Raw genomic sequence first — 19,525 nt, 5'->3', positions numbered from 1 at the left:
CCTACAGTGAATTAAAACCGTAACGTGTGAAAATTTCTACGGCTTCAGGGGTTTTAAGATAATCATAAAAATCCTGTACCGCCTGATTTTCATGACCTTTAATAATTGCAATCGGATATTCCACCGGTTTATGACTCTTTTGCGGGAATACACCAACAACTTTCACTTTTTTGCTGGCAACAGCATCAGATCCATAAACAATTCCCAGTGGCACTTCTTCACGCTCGACCAGAGCCATACCACTACGCACATTGTTAGTACGGGCCAGCAACGGATTAACTAAATCCCATGCTCCCAGATATTGCAGGGATTCTTTGGCATAAATACCAACAGGCACATGGTCAGGATCACCAACAGCCAGATGACCTCCGGCCAGCAAAGAACTCCATTTTGTTTCCTGATTGATATCGATTTTATGCAGCTTACTCTTTTTAGGCGCAATCAGAACCAGTTGATTCCCCAACAAAGTATGACGAGTATCTTCAATAATGAGTTTCTTGCCCGAAATGTAATCCATCCATTGTTGGTCAGCAGAAATAAACAGATCTGCAGGGGCTCCCTGCTCTATCTGACGAGCCAGTGTTGAAGATGATGCGTAAGAAGCAACAACTTCTCCCCGATTGTCTTTTTTATACTGTTCGGCAATATCATTAAGTGCATTCGTCAGTGACGCAGCAGCAAAAACAGTGACTTTTCCCTCTGCCCAACTGTTGCCAACAAGAGCAAAAGACACTACAGCCCCTGCCAATAACTGATAAAAATTCTTTATTACGCGCTTTTTCATGTTGTATTCCACTTATGATAACCAAAACGGTGCGCTGTATATAACAAGATACAACGTTAAATGAAAATACTATTCTGAGATTAATCGGCAAGTTGTGAGCTAGTTTTAGCTTTTGTATTAATTTGATGTAAAGATTACTCAGAAAACACAAATAATCTTCAGTATTGTCAATATAGTAATACGGAGAAAAGATGTTATATACAGTGCTATATCCCGTTGTATTATATATTTTTCGTCTTTCAGGCTGCCTCTTTGTTGACCACAATACAACACAAAATTCATTGAATATAACTGCTGAATATGTGCCGGAACAGAGTGCATTTTTAAAGCGAAAAACATTCGATATTTTACATAAATGAGGGCTAACTTTTGTTACACACCACCCCATTACAAAAAGACATCACCAAAAAACGGCTGCTGACAATAGCTGGCCTGGGCTGGATGTTTGATGCTCTGGATGTCGGTCTCTTATCCTTCTTACTGGCAGCCCTAAAACAGGATTGGGGACTGAGCTCAGAACAGTTAGGCTGGATAGGTAGTATTAATTCGATAGGCATGGCTGTCGGTGCTTTTGTCTTTGGCGTGATGGCTGATAAAACCGGACGAAAGTCAGCCTTTATTGTTACATTACTGCTGTTTAGTGTAGGCAGTGGCTTAACGGCATTGGTGACCACATTAGCTGCATTATTGGTTCTGCGTTTTATTATCGGTATGGGTTTAGGCGGAGAACTTCCTGTCGCATCAACACTGGTGTCTGAAAGCGTGGAGCCCCATGAACGCGGGCGTCTGGTTGTGATATTGGAAAGCTTCTGGGCCTTCGGCTGGCTTGCCGCGGCATTGATTGCTTACTTTGTTATTCCAAGTTATGGGTGGCGAGTTGCCATGCTGCTGAGTGCTCTACCGGCTTTTTACGCTATCTACCTTCGTTTGCATTTACCTGATTCGCCACGCTATACACAAATGCGCGCCCGGAAACCCCTCAATTCAATTATGCATAATATACGGGAAGTATGGTCGGCCGATTATCGTCGGGCAACAGTCATGTTGTGGGTTTTGTGGTTCTGCGTAGTCTTTTCCTATTATGGTATGTTTTTGTGGCTGCCAAGCGTCATGATGCTGAAGGGGTTTAGCCTGATAAAAAGTTTCCAATATGTACTAATCATGACGCTGGCTCAGCTTCCCGGCTACTTTACTGCCGCATGGATGATTGAACGCTACGGACGTAAATTCGTTCTGGCGAGCTATCTCATCGGAACGGCTGTCAGTGCCTATTTCTTCGGTACAGCTGATAGTATTACCCAGCTTCTGATCTTTGGTATTTTGCTGTCGTTTTTCAATCTTGGTGCCTGGGGAGCAATCTACGCCTACACCCCAGAACAATATCCGACAGCAATTCGCGCAACCGGTGCTGGTATGGCGGCATCAGTCGGGCGGATAGGTGGTATCATTGGCCCTTTAATGGTCGGTTATCTGGTAGCGATGAATTCATCGATCTCCCTGATTTTTTCCCTGTTCGGCTTTTCAATTCTGGTGGCTGTAGGTGCTGTGATTTGGCTGGGGAAAGAGACTCGTCAGATAGAACTTATACCGTGATAAAAATAAACCCTGTTTAAAGTAACAGGGTTTATCAACGATATGCTTTCAGGATATGATTTCTTTAGGAACAAGAATCGCAGAGGCGCTGGCGATCAAATTAAACCAAAATTAGCGCTCAATACCTTTTGTTTCACTTTTAGAGATAAGGTTAAACAATTCACCCAACACATAAATCAATCCAAGAATGACTGCCATGACAACAGGAACCATGACCAGTTCAAACGCTATACTTTTAATCAGTTCAAACATGTATACCTCATATCATGAATGACTATCATCGAATCGACCAATAAGCTGTGCCTGATTCAGCTTCATTTCCATCGGGCAATGTGCGTCCGGTAATGAAACAAAACGCTTTACTGCACAGACAACAATTACGCTATTCTAGACAATAAAAAGGTAACAGTAACCGACGAAACGTGCGATTCTTACGGTTATTCTATAAAAACTTTCAAATAGTTACCTGAAATGAATCACTATGCAAGCCGAAATATTATTAACTCTTAAATTGCAGCATCGGGTTTTTGCCGATCCTCGGCGGATTGAATTGCTGAAGCAGATAAAAATTACGGGCTCTATTAGTCAGGGTGCCAGACAGGCTGGTATCAGTTATAAAAGCGCCTGGGATGCCATTAATGAGATGAACCATCTGGCAGATGAGCTATTGGTTGAACGAGCAACCGGTGGCAAAGGTGGCGGTGGCGCTCAACTGACTCCTTATGGCGAACGCCTGATACAGCTTTACGGCCTGCTGGAACAAATTCAGCAAAAGGCATTCGATGCTCTCAAACAGGATTCACTGCCTCTGGATAGTCTGCTGGCAGCCATTTCGCGGTTTTCTTTACAGTCCAGCGCCAGAAATCAATTTTTCGGTACAATCGTTGAGCGTGATAATGGAAATATTCAGCAAAATATTTGTATCCTGCTGGCTGATGGCAAAACCTCTATCCGCGCTTCTGTAACAGAACAAAGTGCTGAACGCTTAGGCCTGATAAAAGGAAAAGAGGTGATCGCGCTTATTAAAGCACCGTGGATTACCTTACGAAAAGGAGCTACCGTTTCCTGCAACACGACTTCTTCCGGAGACATTGACTCTTTCAAAAACGCCGCCGTTTTTGAAAATCAGTTATCCGGCCAAATCAGCCAGATTGAGGCAGGAGCACAGTGCAGCGAAATTATCGTGAATCTGAGTAGTGGCGAATCTCTCTGCGCCACATTATCCAATCAGGAAATAGAAAATTTAGGCCTTCAGCCGAATGATATTGTCACCGCTCTTTTTGGAGCTGATAAAGTGATTATTGCAGCATTAAATTAGGTATATATCCTATGGATTTCGAGTTGCATCGCGGCGGCAGAGGAATAAGTCCCCTGAGCATAAATAACTATGCGGCGACTGGAGTGAACGAGTGCAGCCAACAAAGAGGCAATTTGAAAGACGACGGGTATATTTGCCCCCGTCAGGGGCATCCGAATGCCCCCCTAACAATTAATATTCCCCCATCCTGAAATATAAATCCATAACGAATAACAGACGACTACTCATTGACATTGAACATTATTCCGCTTATTTCTGTGATCCTTTAGTTGATGTTGCTTAAATAAGGAAGAAAAATGTCTGAATTGCAAGTATCGCAAGGTAGTTTCCGTTTAAGTGACACCCGTATCCTGAAGATACCGTCACTAAAAATCATCTCTGGGGAGAACTGGGCATTTGTCGGTTCTAATGGCAGTGGGAAGTCTTCTCTGGCCTGTGTTTTATCGAATGAATTAACCCAACTGACGGGTGAAATACAATGCTCGTTTCATACTCCTGTACGCCTCTCTTTCGAGCAACTTCAGCAACTGGTTGATAAAGAATGGCAACGCAACAATACAGACCTGCTCAGTGAGGATGAGGACGATACTGGACACACTGCCGCAGAAATCATTCAGCTCCACCATAAAGATAATGAATTGTGCCTTGAGCTCTCAGCATATTTTGGCATTAAGGATCTGCTTTCACGCCGTTTCAAGTATCTTTCTACCGGTGAAGTGCGAAAAGTGTTGCTTTGTCAGGCATTAATGGCGGATCCAGACCTTCTTATCCTTGATGAGCCTTTTGACGGATTAGATGCTTATGCCCGCACTCAGTTATCTCAGCTATTAGCAACACTGGCCGAAAAAGGTATCACTCTGATTTTCCTGTTAAACAGGTTTAACCAGATCCCTGCTTTTGTTGAGAGAATTGGTGTACTCGCCGATTGTCAGCTGATGCTATCCGGAGAAAAAAAGCACGTTTTGGCTGAATCTCTGGTTGCACAATTAGCACATAGTGAAAAGCTAAAGCATATTCGGCTGCCGGAAACAGATGAATACCGAATTGATGAGCAGCTTCCCTCAGATCAACCGCTGGTATCAATGCGTGATGTTATTGTTCAATACAATGATAAACCGATATTACATGGCCTAAGCTGGCAGGTTAATCCCGGTGAAAACTGGCAGATTATTGGCGAGAATGGGGCCGGAAAATCTACTCTTCTCAGCCTGATTACCGGCGATCATCCGCAGGGTTACAGTAATCAGCTGGTTCTATTTGGTCGCCAGCGAGGCAGTGGAGAAACTATCTGGGATATTAAACGCCACATTGGCTATGTCAGTAATAGTATTCACCTTGAATATCGTGTCAGTACCAGCGTCCGTAATGTTATTCTTTCCGGTTTCTTCGACTCCATCGGGCTTTATCAGGCCGTTTCTGATCGTCAACGACAATTGGCAGATGAGTGGCTGGCATTATTGGGTTTATCCGATACAGCTGCAAACAGTCCGTTTCATAGTCTGTCATGGGGTCAGCAACGCCTTGTATTAATTGCCCGCGCCTTAGTGAAACACCCGGTTTTGTTAATTCTTGATGAGCCATTGCAAGGGCTTGATTCACTCAACCGGCAGTTAGTCCTGCGTTTCATTGATATCATGATTAAAAATGGCGATACGCAACTTCTGTTTGTCTCACATCATCAGGAAGATGCTCCAGAATGCATCACCCATCGACTAAAATTTATTCCTGATGGCGATATTTATCGTTATGAAACTGAACTGACTTTTAGCCCTCTTTTGTGATTTTCTAATACTCTTCATGTTTCAGGCCACCTCTGACCGGAGGCCGGCCTGAAATCCATAAAATATCAATTCCTGTCTGAGCTGATGCTGAAGAGGGATAAAAGTGTAGCGTGTTATATAAACATTTTTTTGATAGTTCTTATTATTTTTTTGAATTTTTTGTCTCTTGCTATAAAATCCCGCCCTATTTTTTAGATCGTTTACCTATTTTTTAAAAGAACCGAGAATTGTATGGGCTGGACTTTACTTGCCGCTTCGCTGGCACTGTTAGATATTCGCCAAAAAATCGCATTTTTCATTGCATTCTTAGCTATCGCTGTTGGGATCAGCACTCATATACTGGCCTACCCCGCGATCATCTCATTATTAATGATAAGTGTATTGGGTGTGGCGCATGTCTATTTCAATAGCAAAAGGCATATTATCGGTAAAAGCATTACCGAAGCCATGTTGGTTATCGTTAGTATTTTGTTATTTATACATTTTATTCCCGGTTTTCATAATCTGAAATATCTGGACAAAGTACAGGTTGGGCCACTCAGCGCACCTTTTTCCATGTACTTCAATTTTGACAAGGCACTGGTTCCTTTTCTTTTATTGTGCTGTATGCCAAGCCTATTCCGCTGTAACCCAGTAGTTAATGCTCCTGCCCACGGCTGGGCATTTTTAATCGCAGCGATACCAGCATTATTAGGGCTTGCTACAACGCTTGGCGGGTTGGCAGTTGAACTCCACCTGCCAGGCTGGTTTCCTGCCTTCGTTGTTGCCAATATTTTATTTGTCTCACTGGCAGAAGAAGCCCTATTCCGTGGCTATATTCAGCAAAAGCTCAGTCAGTGGATGAATCCCTATTTTGCACTGATCATTACTTCTTTGCTATTTGGTGCCGCCCACTTCGCAGGCGGTGGACTATTGATGGCCTTCGCAACACTGGCAGGCCTGATTTATGGTATAGCGTGGATGTGGAGTGGCCGTTTATGGGTAGCTGTCGGATTCCATTTTACCCTTAATGTGTTACACCTGCTGTTTTACACTTATCCGATTAAAGCGATCATCAGCTAATTTCCGCTATCCTATCTATACACAATGGATTTCAAGTTGCAGCCAGTCAGGCTGCAACTTCCCCCATATATGATTTAAGACAGAAGTTCATCGACTATTGTTTGCTGTTTCAGTCTATCGCGCCATATAATGCCCGCAGCGAGCATTTCATTTTGTATTAAAAAGTAATGATAGGAGTTTAAGCTATGGCTGTAACTAAGCTGGTTCTTGTAAGACATGGTGAGAGCGAGTGGAACAAAGAGAACCGTTTTACGGGCTGGACTGATGTTGAACTGTCTGATAAAGGTCGCAATGAAGCACAACAGGCTGGTCAATTGCTGAAACAGGAAGGTTTTGCTTTTGATTTCGCCTACACATCTGTTTTAAAACGCGCCATTCATACTTTGTGGAATATTCTGGATCAGGTCGATCAACAATGGCTACCGGTTGAGAAAAGCTGGAAACTGAATGAACGCCATTATGGTGCCCTGCAAGGTCTGGATAAAGCAGAAACTGCGGCTAAGTATGGTGATGATCAGGTTAAATTGTGGCGTCGTGGCTTTGCCATCACTCCTCCTGATCTGACCAAAGATGATGAACGTTATCCCGGCCATGACCCTCGCTATGCAAACCTGAAACCAGAAGAACTTCCTGTCACAGAAAGCCTGGCAACGACTATCGAACGTGTTGTTCCTTACTGGGAAGAAGTCATTAAACCTCGCGTTGCAAACGGTGAAAAAGTTATCATCGCTGCTCACGGCAATTCTCTGCGCGCACTGGTGAAGTATCTGGATAATATGGGCGAAGACGAAATTCTTGAGTTAAATATTCCAACGGCTGTACCGCTGGTTTATGAATTTGACGAGAATATGAAGCCAATTAAACACTATTATCTGGGTAATGCAGATGAAATCGCTGCAAAAGCAGCTGCTGTCGCAAACCAGGGTAAAGCGAAATAATTGAGTAAAATATAAAAAGCCGGAAATCACTCCGGCTTTTTTCATGCAAAATCATCCTCGGCGTGTTCTGACAGCCTGAGACAACTGCTGTAATAGCGTTTCTGTATCATCCCAGCCAATACAGGCATCTGTCACACTTTTCCCATAAACCAGTGGCTCATCATCATCTAAACTTTGGTTGCCTTCAACCAGATGGCTTTCAACCATCACACCGATAATCGCATTCTCTCCGGCAGAGATCTGGCCACAAACATCAGCCCCTACATCCATCTGCCTTTTGAACTGCTTCGCACTGTTTGCATGGCTGAAATCAATCATTACCTGCGGTTTCAATCCTGCTTTTAATAAACCTTCTTTCACCGCGCTGACATGTTCAGCACTGTAGTTTGGCTCTTTTCCGCCACGCAGAATAATATGGCAATCCTGATTGCCCGTCGTATTAACGATGGCAGAATGACCCCATTTAGTTACTGACAGGAAGCAGTGTGATGAGCCGGCAGCATTGATGGCATCAATCGCTACTTTTATTGTGCCGTCAGTACCGTTTTTAAAACCCACCGGGCAGGACAGCCCTGATGCCAGCTCACGGTGAACCTGAGACTCAGTTGTACGTGCTCCTATTGCTCCCCAGCTCATAAGATCGGCAAGATACTGAGGGGTAATCATATCAAGGAATTCACCTGCTGCCGGCAACCCAATATCATTAATATCGAGCAGAAGTTTGCGTGCTGTGCGTAATCCATCATTAATATCAAAGCTACAATCCATTTTCGGGTCATTGATTAACCCTTTCCAACCGATTGTAGTACGGGGTTTTTCAAAATAAACCCGCATCACGATTTCCAGATCTGCTTTCAATTCGCGGCGCAATTTATTCAGACGCTCTGCATATTCCAGTGCAGCCTTTGGGTCATGAATTGAACATGGGCCAATTATTACCAATAGACGATCATCTGCACCAGTTAAAATGTTATGAATGGCTTCGCGAGCTTCACGAACGGTAGTAGCAGTGTCTTTTGTTGCAGGGAATTTTTCAAGCAATGCAACTGGTGGCAATAATTCTGTTATTTTTCTTATCCTTACATCGTCATTCTGGTAATTCATCGGCCTATCACCTAATGTGTTTACAGTTGTTTAAAATAATTTTGTGATCTCAATCTAACTGTTAGATGAAGTGCTGTAAATAATCTTTGTGAGTAAATAAGCAGACTTTTTATAAAAGAGAAAATTAGAAAGAGGATATGTATAAATGGAATATCAACGAACAGGCCATAAATTATTATGGCCTGTTCCGGGCTAGTTATTAATTTGAATTTTCAGTGGAAGTACTCACTGTAGATGATGTTTCATGATTATTCTTAGCTACTTTTATCCATAGACGAGCACCGTTCAAAGCAATTCCTGTCAGAATAATATACTGCAACGACATCGCTAATACGCCTTGCTTGTAGTAAATGGCAACGCTGATCACATTAATAATCACCCACAGCAGCCAATTTTCTACATGCTTACGGGTCATGAGAATCATAGCTACTATTGATAAAACGGTCATTACCGAATCCCAGAACGGGAAAGCATCTGGCAACAAATCAGGCATAGTGATCCCAAAGCCCATTCCCTGTAAAGCAACAACAGAAACTTTTGCCATATAACCAAATATTTGGTCAATATTAAATGTCATTATCAGGATAAAAAGGAGGGAAACAGTAGCCACACTGAACATCTGTTTGGGGCTAAGCCAGCGGATCTTTAATTCTTTTTGTTGCTGTTCATCGACTCTGCTCCAGGCATACCAACCATAAATGTTTGCAGCAAAGAAGAAAATTTGTAGCATAAGACTGGCATAAAGCTGGATTTGAAAAAATATCACCGCAAATAGGGAAACATTAATTAAACCAAATAAATAGTTAATAATTTTTTCCTGACTCGCAAGCCAGATACATAATAAACCCGCAATTGTACCAACAGCCTCGATATATGAAGGTTGATAACCAAATATTTCTACCGGAATGTGGTTATTTATACTGAAAAACCTGCTGAGAAAATCCATGCTTTTTTATCCTTACCATAATTAATGTTTAGTATATCAATAACAAAGGCATTAAATCAGGCTCAAAACCAACCCTATAGCCAGTTTTTGTTTTATATACTAAACAAGATAACGAGTTTTTAAGTAAAAGTCTTTAAGTATTTTAGAAATTTTAATGTTAATTACCAGACGCTGATATGGTAAACATAAAAACCAATTATTAATAATTGTTAAATAATAACGATTTTAAAATAATTAGCGGCATTATAAAAAGAAACTTATTTAGTTTTAGAATAATTAAAATAAACACAGAGTGACATTAGAATATATACAGATGGGTCGGGCAGGATGATTCGGCCTCCGGCCTCACCCTTCGGGCCAACGCTTATGCGTTGTTATCTCGCTTCGCTCGGCTCGAACCTGTGACCAATTGATTAAAAGCCAACTGCTCTACCAATTGAGGTTATTAATTATTTGAAGAATATTGGATTGAGAATTTAGATGGTGGGTCGTGCAGGATTCGAACCTGCGACCAATTGATTAAAAGTCAACTGCTCTACCGACTGAGCTAACGACCCATCTGGGGTATGTCTGAATTGAAGATTTAAATGGTGGGTCGTGCAGGATTCGAACCTGCGACCAATTGATTAAAAGTCAACTGCTCTACCGACTGAGCTAACGACCCATTTACATCTTGCTTAGTAACACTATTGCTTGCCAACGGCGGCATATATTACTGATTTCTCAGCGCTGCGCAACATTTATTTTATTAAAACCCGTTCAAGCGACTACTAATCACCCAATTATCCCCAAAAAGACCGATATATAACCTTTTGGGGATAACTATTACATTCCAGTAATCTTTTTGGCAGCCATTTTTGCCGCGTTGGTACCGGGATATTGCTTAACTACCTGCTGATAAACTGCCTTGGCTTTATCCTTTTGCCCTTTTTCCTGCATAATCAGACCAACTTTATACAAGGAATCGCTGCTTTTTGATGACTTAGGATAATTTTTCACCACAGTCGCAAAATAATAAGCCGCATCATCCTTCTTGCCTTTGTTGTAATTCAGCTGACCTAACCAATAGTTAGCATTCGAAAGATATTTCGACTTAGGATACGCTTTGACAAAGTTCTGAAAAGCGACGATTGCCTTATCATACTCCTTGGTATTAATAGCCAAAGCGACGGCAGCATCATAATCTCCCTTCTCACTGCCTGTACTCGTGGCAGCAGCCGGTTGATTATCTGCGCTTTTCTCTGCTGACGGAGTAGCATTATCAGTTTCAGAGCCTGAAGGGTTGGTGATTTTATCCAGTTGCTGATAAATGTCCTTCTGGCGCTCAATAACCTGATTTAATTGGTACTGATTTTCCTGAATCTGACCACGTAGCGTATCAATATCACGCTGAGAATCAGCGAGCTGCTGCTGAAGTTGAGTTAATAACTGACTGTGAGCGTCAGAAATACGCTCTAACTGGGAAAGGCGCTCATCGGTGGAGCCTGAGCCGACATTACTGATTGGCGCTCGGGCGGTAGCGGCCCAGGGAGCCGCTACGCCAACCAATAACGACAGACCCAATACAAAACGTCTGAAGTTACTGTTCATGCATTACTCTTAGTATACGATTACAGCGCGACGGTTTTTAGCGTATGCTGCTTCGTCATGACCCAGTACTGCTGGTTTTTCTTTACCGTAAGAAACAACAGCAAGCTGGTCAGCTGAAACGCCTTTGCCTTGCAGATACATTTTAACTGCATTTGCACGACGCTCACCCAGAGCGATATTGTACTCAGGAGTACCACGCTCATCCGCATGACCTTCGATAGTCACTTTAACAGATGGATTGCTACGCAGGAATGCAGCGTGTGCATCCAGCATCTGAGCGAATTCATTGTTGATGTCGTATTTATCGAAACCGAAGTATACGATGTTGTGGTTTTGCAGTTCCTGCATTTGCTGACGTGCTAATTCTTCAGCAGACAGACCTGCTTTAGAAGAATTATCAACAGTGCTTACGCCTGACTGATCACTGTTACCATTTTTATTAGTATTACTACACGCTGCTACGGCCATGATTGGTAAAGCTAACATCAGCCCTTTTAGCACTTTGTTCAATTGCATCTCTTTGATCCTTTTATAGTTTGCCATACATACTTATTATGCATCACAGATACGGCGACCAGGCAGGAGATTTCACCTGTCCATCAGTAGCCGGAAGACGCGCTTTGAAACGTCCGTCAGTCGAAACTAGCTGCAATACAGTCCCCAACCCTTGGGTGGAGCTATAAATAACCATAGTGCCGTTAGGTGCGATACTCGGCGTTTCATCTAGAAACGTATCTGTCAAAACCTGAACAGATCCCGTAGCCAGATCCTGTTTGGCGATGTGCTGACTGCCACTCGCTGTGCTGACCATAACGATAAAAGTACCGTCAGGACTCACATCAGCGTCCTGGTTCTGTGAACCTTCCCAAGTCAGTCGTTGTGGAGCACCGCCATTAATATCAATTTTATATAACTGTGGGCGACCGCCCTGGTCCGAAGTATAGACCAGCGTCTTATTATCCGGCATCCAGCTTGGCTCAGTATTGTTACTGCGACCATCCGTTATCTGATGAATTTGCCCTGAGGCCAAATCCATCAAATATAAATTCAGGCTGCCCGTTTTAGATAATGCAAAAGCGAGCTTGGTGCCGTCTGGAGAAAATGCCGGTGCACCGTTGTGACGAGGAAACGATGCAATCTGACGCACAGCCCCTGTTGCCAGTGTCTGGATCACCAAAGAAGAGTGCCCGCCTTCAAATGTCACATAAGCCAGTTGAGAACTATCTGGTGACCATGCCGGTGACATTAAAGGTGCTGGTGAACGATGCACGATATTTTCGTTATAGCCGTCATAATCAGCAACACGCAATTCATACGGGTATTTATCTGTGGCTGTTTTCTTAACGACATAAGCTATACGAGTCGCAAATGCTCCCTTGATACCCGTCAGCTTTTCAAAAACTTCATTACTGACTGTATGCGCAGCATAGCGCAACCATTTTTTATCAACTTGAAATTGATTCTGAGCCAAGACCGAACCTGGCGTACCAACGACATCAACCAATTGATAGGAAACTAAATATTTACCATCAGCAGCAGGCTGAACCTGACCGACAACCACTGAATCTATCCCAAGGGCAGACCATGCGGCAGGCGTAATTTCAGATGCTGTGGTAGGTTGTTGTGGCATACGATCTGAAGTGATGGGATTAAACTTCCCACTGTTTCTCAAATCAGCTGCAACAATAGAACCAATTGCTTCAGGTGGATTATCCGCCCCAGTCCATTTGAATGGTACAACACCAATAGGACGGGCTGAATCAACACCCTCTGTAATTTCAATGCGAACTTCCGCACGGGCAACTGTTGCCCACAGCAGCAGAAAGCCCAATAATGCCTTAAACGTCAGTTTAAAAGTTTGCTTCATCATCTCTCCCTTATCGCGATCACCATGCCCGCAATAATCCGCCGGATTCTAACAAACGCCAACAAACAAAACCAGATACCTAAATAAAATCTGATGATTTTGTTTACATAGATAAATTATCCGCAGTTTTACCTAATAAATTGTCTATTATTACCAAATATTTATCTTACTACGGATTAAAGTCTAGTGAGAAGTTCTTGAAGTGCTCATAAATTTCTTCACTTGATGGGCGAGGCATTTTTTTTGCTAAACCAGCCGCACTAATTGCAGCCTGACATAATGCGGGATCTCCCTTGCCAGCTTTAATATCAATCAATAAACCATCGCGAGCCAACTTGATGTGCAACTGACAAGTAAGCCCTGCATACGATTTTGAATCATAGAAATTAGCCTGTATTGCGGCCTTTACTTGTCCAATATAGTTCTGAATATCTGATTCAGAAGCGCCACTTTTTTTGCCTCCGCCTTTACCTGCTGCGGATGCACCTCCCGGTTTAGGTGTGTCGGAAGTTAGCCCCCCTAACAAATCATCGACTGTCTGAGCCTGTTTGGCGTCTTCTGCCTTGGCTTTCGCTTTTGCTTTGGCCTCTGCTTTGGCTTTAGCTGCTGCTTCCGCTTTAGCTTTCTCTTCAGCCGCCGCTTTAGCCTTCGCTTCGGCTTCTGCTTTAGCTTTTGCCTCAGCCTCTGCTTTTGCCTTCGCTTCCGCTTCGGCTTTACGTTTCGCCGCTTCTTCAGCTTCTTTTCTGGCCTGAGCCTCGGCCTTTTGTCGAGCCTCTTCCTGTTCTTTCAGAATTCGTTCCTGCTCTGCTTTCGCTTTGGCTGCTGCTTTTTCTGCAATTTTCTGCTCTTGACGAGCTTTAGCGGCAGCAGCATCAGCCTGTTTTTTCTGCTCTTGCGCAACCTGCTGTGCCTTTATCCGCTCTTCTTCCGCAGCTTTCAGGCGCTCTTGCTCTTCCGCCTGCTTAGCCCGCAATTCAGCGGCCTGTTGTTCGGCTTTTTTCTTCCGCTGCTGCTCAGCCAGCTTTGCATTAGCCTGTTGCTGTTGCTGCTGGTTATATTGTTGAACTACGGCATTTGGATCGACCATAACCGCATCAATAACTGTACCACCGACTCCACCACCGCCCATCTCAGTTTTTTGTTCTAAAGAGCCCCAAATCAGAAACCCGAACAGGATAATGTGCAAAATAACTGAAATAATAATGGCGCGATTTAGCCTGCTGTTTTGCTTGTTTGTCTTTCCCACGCTCGACATCCAGAAACTTTAAGTGTAAGCCGCCATTCAGGCGCCAATAGGCTGAGTCATTAAACCCACTGATTTCACTCCCGCCTGACGAAGCATATTCAGAGCCTTGATGACTTCATCATAAGGAACTTCTTTTGAACCCCCAATCAAGAAAATTGTTTTAGGGTTAGCTTTTATCAGAGTTTGAGCTTCAGCAATAATTTGTTGCTCTGGTAATAATTCCAGACGCTCCTGATTAACAACCATGTTGTACCGCCCTACCCCAGAAACCTCTACTATAACGGGAGGATTATCAGTGCTGGAAACCGTTTTTGAATCCACTGAGTCAGGTAGATCAACTTCTACGCTTTGCGTAATAATTGGTGCGGTTGCCATAAAAATCAGCAGTAAAACCAGTAACACGTCCAGCAAGGGAACGATATTAATTTCGGATTTTAGCTCACGTCTGCGACTGCGAGTGCGCGCCATTCGCTTTTCCCCTTACTCTTTATTACGACTTGTTAGTATTAGAAACAAAAGCCTGACGGTGTAATATCGCCAGAAATTCTTCCATAAAATTGTCGTAAGTTTGTTCTAGTTTATTGACACGCTGATTCAGACGGTTATAAGCCATAACGGCAGGAATGGCTGCAAACAGACCGATTGCTGTTGCAATCAGAGCTTCTGCGATACCGGGCGCAACCATCTGTAACGTTGCCTGTTTCACTGATCCCAACGCAATAAAAGCGTGCATAATTCCCCAGACAGTCCCGAACAGGCCGATATAAGGGCTGATAGAACCGACGGTACCCAGGAATGGAATATGATTTTCCAGTGTTTCCAATTCACGGTTCATGGAGATACGCATAGCACGGGAGGCCCCGGTCAGAATAGCTTCAGGCGCATGGCTGTTTGCCTGATGTAAACGAGAAAATTCTTTAAAGCCAGAATAGAAAATTTGTTCAGTACCGCTTAATGAATCACGATGTGACTGACTCTCTTTATAAAGGCGAGACAATTCAATCCCAGACCAGAATTTATCTTCAAATGCTTCCACTTCCCGAGTAGCGGAATTCAGAATTCTTGTTCTTTGAATAATAATCGCCCAAGAGACGACAGAAAAACCAATCAGAATTAACATGATCAGCTGTACTAAAAAGCCTGCCTTCAGGAATAAATCTAGGATGTTCATGTCAGTCACTGCTTAAACTCCGCGACAATAGACTTTGGAAGCGCAATAGGCTTCATTTGAGATGAATTTACGCAGACGACCAGACATTCTGCGTTACTGATAACTACATCATTGCAATCAATTATCCGTTGAGTAAATGTCAGCGAAGCACCGCGGATATTTGTCACCTCGCACTCCACAACCAGCTGATCATCCAATCTGGCTGGCTTCCGGTAGTCAACGGTCATGCGACTGACAACAAAACCAATTTGTTCATCCAACATATACTTCTGGTGGAAGCCCTTATCACGCAACATTTCTGTGCGGGCTCTTTCATAAAAAGCCAGATATTGAGCGTGATAGACCACACCACTAGCATCTGTGTCTTCGTAATAAACACGGATAGGCCAACGGAACAACATATTACTCACACATAATCCTAATCAGACTAATTGACGCTGCCACTATACTTAAGACAATAGCGCTTTGGAATGGGTTGTTATTAAACTAGTCAAAAAAAATTTATGGACCAGTATCCTATAAAATTACAAATAGTTTACTTAAAGAAATGATATAAGCCAAAAATAAGGATTAAAAGTGCAGGTAATGGATGAAAGAAGAGACGCCAGACGAAATGTTCAGGATTAAACCCAACACCGAAAATAACCCCTGAACAAATTGCCCAAATCAGTAAAAGACCCTGCCATATCATCAACGAACTGGTGTTCGATGCAAATCGGGTCGGATCCCACAAAATACATAAAGCAAGCCCTAAAGCCATAATGAGGATAAGGGCCCTCAACAGGCCCTTATTCATTATTAGCTGATAAAGTCTATCAACCAACATTATTTTTTGTCACTCTCAGTTACTTTTTTTGACTCACTGTGCTCAAGAGCTAAAGCCGCAATAATGGCAAAACTACAAGCTAAGAGCGTTCCGAGAATCCAGGCAAAATACCACATGTGCTATGCTCCTTTAGTACAGTGAATGTTTGTTGTTTTCAATGTAACCCTTATCCAGCCGCCCGAAGGTTTTGTAGTAACACCAGATGGTGTATGACAAAACAATAGGAACGAAGATAAGTGCAACAACGAACATAATTTGTAGTGTCCACTGACTGGATGTTGCATCCCACATGGTCAGACTGACATTTGGATCAAGGCTTGATGGCATCACAAACGGGAACATGGATATCCCTGCGGTCAAAATAATGCAGGCAACCGTCAATGATGAGAACAGGAAAGCCCAGGCACCTTTATCCAGTTTGGTGGCTAACATAGTCAACAGAGGGAAAACCACACCCAGTGCAGGTATCGCCCACAATATCGGCTGGTTATTAAAGTTTATCAGCCATGCACCTGCCTGTTGAACCACTTCTTTATGTAATGGGTTAGATACGCCGTTTACATCCAGACCGCCAGTCACAACATAACCATCGATACCGTAAATCAGCCACACACCCGCCAGTAAGAAAGCCACCGCTGTGATTAACGCACAAACCTGTGTCGCAGTACGGGAGCGCAGGTGTAATTCACCTGTAGTACGCATTTGCAGGTAAGTTGCTCCCTGCGTAATGATCATCATCAAACTGACAATACCGGCGAGAAGACCATAAGGGTTCAGTAGCCCGAAGAAAGATCCTTCATAAGATACACGTAAATAAGAATCTACCGCCAGTGGCACACCCTGTAGCAGGTTGCCGAATGCCACGCCAATCACCAACGGTGGCACGAAACTGCCGACAACAATCCCCCAATCCCACATATTACGCCATTTTCTGTCTTCCAGTTTTGAACGATAGTCAAAACCAACCGGACGGAAGAACAGAGCCGCCAGTACCAGAATCATCGCGACGTAGAAACCGGAGAAAGCAGCAGCATATACCATTGGCCAGGCAGCAAATAATGCTCCACCGGCCGTGATTAACCAAACCTGATTGCCATCCCAGTGAGGGGCTACAGAGTTAATCATGATACGGCGTTCAGTGTCATTTTTGCCAATAACCCGCAACAGGACACCAACACCCATATCAAAACCATCGGTCACTGCAAACCCGATTAGCAACACACCAATCAGCAGCCACCATATAAATCGTAATACTTCATAATCAAGCATAAGTGGACTCCCGCTTACTCAATACTGTTCACTGAAGAATTCTTCGTTGAAGAAACGGCTTTTTGTTCAAAATGATAGCGCCCTGTTTTGAGACTACTTGGGCCAAGACGGGCAAATTTGAACATCAGGAACATTTCAGCAATCAAGAACAAGGTATACAGACCACAAATCAGTGCCATTGAGAAAATCAGATCCCCGACACTGCGTGTCGAAGCGGCAACCGCAGTTGGTAATACTTCACCAATTGCCCACGGCTGACGGCCATACTCTGCAACAAACCAGCCTGCTTCAACAGCAATCCACGGCAATGGAATACTGAACAGTGCTGCTCGCAACAACCACTTCTGCTGACCGATACGGTTACGGATAACACTGAAGAATGCCAGGCCAATAACCAACAGCATGATAAAGCCACAGGCAACCATGATACGGAATGCAAAATAGAGTGGAGCTACACGTGGAATAGAGTCTTTCGCAGCTGCTTTGATCTGTTCTTCTGTCGCGTTTGTTACCTCTGGAGTGTAACGTTTGACCAGCATACCGTAGCCAAGATCTTTCTTGCTTTCGTTGAATGCGCTACGTACTGCCGGATCAGTATTGCCTGCACGTAATTCTTCCAGTAACTCATAGGCTTTAAGACCGTTACGGATACGTTGCTCATGCTGACTCATCAAGTCACGCAGACCAATCACAGGAGTATCAGTTGAGCGGGTCGCTATAAGACCTAAGACGTAAGGAATATGGATGGAGTATTTATTTTCCATCTTATCCTGATCAGGAATACCTATCAGTGTGAATGCAGCCGGAGGTGCCTGTGTTTCCCATTCTGCTTCAATCGCAGCCAGTTTGGTTTTTTGTACGTCCCCCATTTCGTATCCGGATTCATCACCCAGTACAATGACAGACAATACTGCCGCAATACCAAAACTTGATGCAACTGCAAAAGAACGCTTAGCAAACGGAATATCCCGCCCTTTAAGCAGATAGTAGGAGCTTATTCCCAAGACGAAAACCGCGCCTGTCACATAACCAGCAGCAACAGTATGAACGAATTTCACCTGAGCAACAGGGTTCAGCACAAGCTCGCTAAAGCTCACCATTTCCATACGCATGGTTTCAAAATTGAAATCAGATGCAATCGGGTTTTGCATCCAGCCATTCGCAATCAGAATCCATAAAGCAGAGAAGTTAGAACCTAATGCAACCAGCCATGTTACCGCCAGATGCTGTTTCTTGCTGAGACGATCCCAACCGAAAAAGAATAAGCCAACAAATGTGGATTCAAGGAAGAAAGCCATCAGGCCTTCAATGGCTAATGGTGCACCAAAAATATCACCAACATAATGTGAGAAATATGACCAGTTTGTTCCGAACTGGAACTCCATAGTCAAACCTGTTGCAACACCCAGAGCAAAGTTAATACCAAATAACTTACCCCAGAATTTCGTCATATCTTTATAGATTTGCTTGCCAGACAGGACATATACCGTTTCCATTATCGCAAGCAAGAACGCCATGCCGAGCGTCAATGGTACGAATAGAAAATGGTACATAGCAGTTAAGGCAAACTGTAATCGTGACAGTTCGACAATATCAAACATCTTGACTCCTTGCTCCTAGCAGGAAGACACCGACTTGCGGCAACCCGACTTCATTAAATGAAAGTCTCGTAACTACCAGCAATAAATGCCTCAAACACAACAACAAATTATTAAGTAAATTAAATCCAGTATAAATCTCAATAATATTACGCCTATATTCACACACAATAAATAGCTTTTACGTGACTCAGACTAGAATTCTGAATACAGACCAACAGTGCCGTTCATTTATGAGGTAATATCTCTTTATTCTAGATCAATTAAATCAATTTAAGCGAACAGAATTTATAGTAATAAATTGATTTTAGTCATTTTTTTCATTTTCTTGTTAAGTATTACAGCTATTATTTCATTACAGTTGATTTAGTGTTAATTATTTGTTGCCAATAATGCCTGTTAATATATTTTTTGCTGTGAAAAGCATTATAA

The 19,525-nt window shown here is 43.2% G+C and carries 20 protein-coding genes, 2 tRNA genes and 1 other RNA gene; 5 read left to right on the top strand and 18 right to left on the bottom strand.

All coding sequences use genetic code 11. The annotated features are described in order from the left end of the window. Nucleotide 1: 1 nt before the first annotated feature. Nucleotides 2-784, bottom strand: a complete 783-nt coding sequence (gene modA / locus AACX68_RS10985) for a molybdate ABC transporter substrate-binding protein (RefSeq protein ID WP_228859169.1) — start codon at nucleotides 782-784, stop codon at nucleotides 2-4. A gap of 369 nt (nucleotides 785-1,153) precedes the next feature. Here modA and AACX68_RS10980 point away from each other — a divergent pair, with 369 nt between their 5' ends. Continuing rightward, complete coding sequence (locus tag AACX68_RS10980; RefSeq protein ID WP_304957238.1) at nucleotides 1,154-2,377, top strand: MFS transporter; 1,224 nt, start codon at nucleotides 1,154-1,156, stop codon at nucleotides 2,375-2,377. Between the two features lie 111 nt (nucleotides 2,378-2,488). Here the strand turns inward: AACX68_RS10980 and AACX68_RS10975 are convergent, their stop codons facing one another. Further along, complete coding sequence (locus tag AACX68_RS10975) at nucleotides 2,489-2,629, bottom strand: AcrZ family multidrug efflux pump-associated protein (RefSeq protein ID WP_228859168.1); 141 nt, start codon at nucleotides 2,627-2,629, stop codon at nucleotides 2,489-2,491. 229 nt (nucleotides 2,630-2,858) lie between these two features. Between AACX68_RS10975 and modE the strand changes: the two genes are divergently transcribed. From modE to gpmA, 4 genes are all read left to right on the top strand, one after another. Further along, nucleotides 2,859-3,695, top strand: coding sequence for a molybdenum-dependent transcriptional regulator (gene modE, locus AACX68_RS10970; RefSeq protein ID WP_228859167.1), 837 nt, complete (start codon nucleotides 2,859-2,861; stop codon nucleotides 3,693-3,695). Between the two features lie 296 nt (nucleotides 3,696-3,991). Next, nucleotides 3,992-5,476 (top strand): molybdate ABC transporter ATP-binding protein ModF, encoded by a 1,485-nt coding sequence (gene modF / locus AACX68_RS10965; protein WP_228859166.1) that lies wholly within the window; start codon nucleotides 3,992-3,994, stop codon nucleotides 5,474-5,476. Nucleotides 5,477-5,707: 231 nt separating this feature from the next. Next, nucleotides 5,708-6,538: a CPBP family intramembrane glutamic endopeptidase gene (locus AACX68_RS10960; protein ID WP_228859165.1), complete on the top strand. Its 831-nt coding sequence runs from the start codon at nucleotides 5,708-5,710 to the stop codon at nucleotides 6,536-6,538. 185 nt (nucleotides 6,539-6,723) lie between these two features. Then, nucleotides 6,724-7,476 carry a 2,3-diphosphoglycerate-dependent phosphoglycerate mutase gene (gene gpmA / locus AACX68_RS10955; protein WP_099122496.1) on the top strand — a complete coding sequence of 251 codons (753 nt, stop codon included), beginning with the start codon at nucleotides 6,724-6,726 and terminating at the stop codon, nucleotides 7,474-7,476. 51 nt (nucleotides 7,477-7,527) lie between these two features. On the opposite strand, the gene aroG is transcribed toward gpmA, so the two are convergent. The 16 genes from aroG to cydA form a co-directional block, all read right to left on the bottom strand. Further along, nucleotides 7,528-8,580 carry a 3-deoxy-7-phosphoheptulonate synthase AroG gene (gene aroG / locus AACX68_RS10950; RefSeq protein WP_228859164.1) on the bottom strand — a complete coding sequence of 351 codons (1,053 nt, stop codon included), beginning with the start codon at nucleotides 8,578-8,580 and terminating at the stop codon, nucleotides 7,528-7,530. Nucleotides 8,581-8,779: 199 nt separating this feature from the next. Next, a complete protein-coding gene (gene pnuC, locus AACX68_RS10945) occupies nucleotides 8,780-9,526 on the bottom strand; it encodes a nicotinamide riboside transporter PnuC (protein ID WP_228859163.1) in 747 nt (248 codons plus the stop codon). Nucleotides 9,527-9,837: 311 nt separating this feature from the next. After that, nucleotides 9,838-9,970, bottom strand: a non-coding RNA gene (locus AACX68_RS10940) — RtT sRNA. A gap of 37 nt (nucleotides 9,971-10,007) precedes the next feature. Beyond that, nucleotides 10,008-10,083: transfer RNA gene (locus AACX68_RS10935), tRNA-Lys, on the bottom strand. Between the two features lie 31 nt (nucleotides 10,084-10,114). Next, nucleotides 10,115-10,190 (bottom strand) — tRNA-Lys (locus AACX68_RS10930). Between the two features lie 161 nt (nucleotides 10,191-10,351). Beyond that, nucleotides 10,352-11,116, bottom strand: coding sequence for a cell division protein CpoB (cpoB, locus tag AACX68_RS10925; protein ID WP_228859162.1), 765 nt, complete (start codon nucleotides 11,114-11,116; stop codon nucleotides 10,352-10,354). A 9-nt stretch (nucleotides 11,117-11,125) separates the two neighbouring features. Continuing rightward, nucleotides 11,126-11,632: a peptidoglycan-associated lipoprotein Pal gene (pal, locus tag AACX68_RS10920; protein ID WP_099109116.1), complete on the bottom strand. Its 507-nt coding sequence runs from the start codon at nucleotides 11,630-11,632 to the stop codon at nucleotides 11,126-11,128. A gap of 43 nt (nucleotides 11,633-11,675) precedes the next feature. Then, the gene (gene tolB, locus AACX68_RS10915; protein WP_228859161.1) at nucleotides 11,676-12,983 is read right to left on the bottom strand and encodes a Tol-Pal system beta propeller repeat protein TolB; all 1,308 of its coding nucleotides are present in this window, start codon (nucleotides 12,981-12,983) and stop codon (nucleotides 11,676-11,678) included. Between the two features lie 169 nt (nucleotides 12,984-13,152). Further along, the gene (gene tolA / locus AACX68_RS10910) at nucleotides 13,153-14,229 is read right to left on the bottom strand and encodes a cell envelope integrity protein TolA (protein ID WP_228859160.1); all 1,077 of its coding nucleotides are present in this window, start codon (nucleotides 14,227-14,229) and stop codon (nucleotides 13,153-13,155) included. 36 nt (nucleotides 14,230-14,265) lie between these two features. Then, complete coding sequence (gene tolR, locus AACX68_RS10905; protein WP_086953752.1) at nucleotides 14,266-14,697, bottom strand: colicin uptake protein TolR; 432 nt, start codon at nucleotides 14,695-14,697, stop codon at nucleotides 14,266-14,268. A gap of 22 nt (nucleotides 14,698-14,719) precedes the next feature. After that, nucleotides 14,720-15,409, bottom strand: coding sequence for a Tol-Pal system protein TolQ (tolQ, locus tag AACX68_RS10900; RefSeq protein WP_099109113.1), 690 nt, complete (start codon nucleotides 15,407-15,409; stop codon nucleotides 14,720-14,722). After that, the gene (ybgC, locus tag AACX68_RS10895; protein ID WP_339385651.1) at nucleotides 15,406-15,810 is read right to left on the bottom strand and encodes a tol-pal system-associated acyl-CoA thioesterase; all 405 of its coding nucleotides are present in this window, start codon (nucleotides 15,808-15,810) and stop codon (nucleotides 15,406-15,408) included. The genes tolQ and ybgC overlap by 4 nt, the downstream gene beginning before the upstream one ends. Nucleotides 15,811-15,935: 125 nt before the next feature. Further along, complete coding sequence (gene ybgE, locus AACX68_RS10890) at nucleotides 15,936-16,226, bottom strand: cyd operon protein YbgE (RefSeq protein ID WP_228859159.1); 291 nt, start codon at nucleotides 16,224-16,226, stop codon at nucleotides 15,936-15,938. After that, nucleotides 16,226-16,342 carry a cytochrome bd-I oxidase subunit CydX gene (gene cydX / locus AACX68_RS10885; protein ID WP_099109110.1) on the bottom strand — a complete coding sequence of 39 codons (117 nt, stop codon included), beginning with the start codon at nucleotides 16,340-16,342 and terminating at the stop codon, nucleotides 16,226-16,228. The genes ybgE and cydX overlap by 1 nt, the downstream gene beginning before the upstream one ends. Before the next feature lie 13 nt (nucleotides 16,343-16,355). Beyond that, nucleotides 16,356-17,495, bottom strand: coding sequence for a cytochrome d ubiquinol oxidase subunit II (cydB, locus tag AACX68_RS10880; RefSeq protein WP_099124639.1), 1,140 nt, complete (start codon nucleotides 17,493-17,495; stop codon nucleotides 16,356-16,358). Between the two features lie 14 nt (nucleotides 17,496-17,509). Beyond that, nucleotides 17,510-19,096 (bottom strand): cytochrome ubiquinol oxidase subunit I, encoded by a 1,587-nt coding sequence (gene cydA / locus AACX68_RS10875; protein ID WP_228859158.1) that lies wholly within the window; start codon nucleotides 19,094-19,096, stop codon nucleotides 17,510-17,512. Nucleotides 19,097-19,525 lie beyond the last annotated feature (429 nt).

This window comes from Xenorhabdus sp. PB61.4, assembly GCF_963894935.1.
Classification (GTDB): Bacteria; Pseudomonadota; Gammaproteobacteria; order Enterobacterales; family Enterobacteriaceae; genus Xenorhabdus; species Xenorhabdus stockiae.
Note: the sequence above shows the minus strand (reverse complement) of the source record. Positions and strands in the feature narration are given on the sequence as shown.

Excerpts from the sequence above, each read along its gene's own strand:
- modA (WP_228859169.1), bottom strand. The coding sequence starts at position 784 with ATGAAAAAGCGCGTAATAAAGAATTTTTATCAGTTATTGGCAGGGGCT.
- AACX68_RS10975 (WP_228859168.1), bottom strand. The coding sequence starts at position 2,629 with ATGTTTGAACTGATTAAAAGTATAGCGTTTGAACTGGTCATGGTTCCT.
- modE (WP_228859167.1), top strand. The coding sequence starts at position 2,859 with ATGCAAGCCGAAATATTATTAACTCTTAAATTGCAGCATCGGGTTTTT.
- modF (WP_228859166.1), top strand. The coding sequence starts at position 3,992 with ATGTCTGAATTGCAAGTATCGCAAGGTAGTTTCCGTTTAAGTGACACC.
- AACX68_RS10960 (WP_228859165.1), top strand. The coding sequence starts at position 5,708 with ATGGGCTGGACTTTACTTGCCGCTTCGCTGGCACTGTTAGATATTCGC.
- gpmA (WP_099122496.1), top strand. The coding sequence starts at position 6,724 with ATGGCTGTAACTAAGCTGGTTCTTGTAAGACATGGTGAGAGCGAGTGG.
- aroG (WP_228859164.1), bottom strand. The coding sequence starts at position 8,580 with ATGAATTACCAGAATGACGATGTAAGGATAAGAAAAATAACAGAATTA.
- pnuC (WP_228859163.1), bottom strand. The coding sequence starts at position 9,526 with ATGGATTTTCTCAGCAGGTTTTTCAGTATAAATAACCACATTCCGGTA.
- cpoB (WP_228859162.1), bottom strand. The coding sequence starts at position 11,116 with ATGAACAGTAACTTCAGACGTTTTGTATTGGGTCTGTCGTTATTGGTT.
- pal (WP_099109116.1), bottom strand. The coding sequence starts at position 11,632 with ATGCAATTGAACAAAGTGCTAAAAGGGCTGATGTTAGCTTTACCAATC.
- tolB (WP_228859161.1), bottom strand. The coding sequence starts at position 12,983 with ATGAAGCAAACTTTTAAACTGACGTTTAAGGCATTATTGGGCTTTCTG.
- tolR (WP_086953752.1), bottom strand. The coding sequence starts at position 14,697 with ATGGCGCGCACTCGCAGTCGCAGACGTGAGCTAAAATCCGAAATTAAT.
- ybgE (WP_228859159.1), bottom strand. The coding sequence starts at position 16,226 with ATGTTGGTTGATAGACTTTATCAGCTAATAATGAATAAGGGCCTGTTG.
- cydX (WP_099109110.1), bottom strand. The coding sequence starts at position 16,342 with ATGTGGTATTTTGCCTGGATTCTCGGAACGCTCTTAGCTTGTAGTTTT.
- cydB (WP_099124639.1), bottom strand. The coding sequence starts at position 17,495 with ATGCTTGATTATGAAGTATTACGATTTATATGGTGGCTGCTGATTGGT.
- cydA (WP_228859158.1), bottom strand. The coding sequence starts at position 19,096 with ATGTTTGATATTGTCGAACTGTCACGATTACAGTTTGCCTTAACTGCT.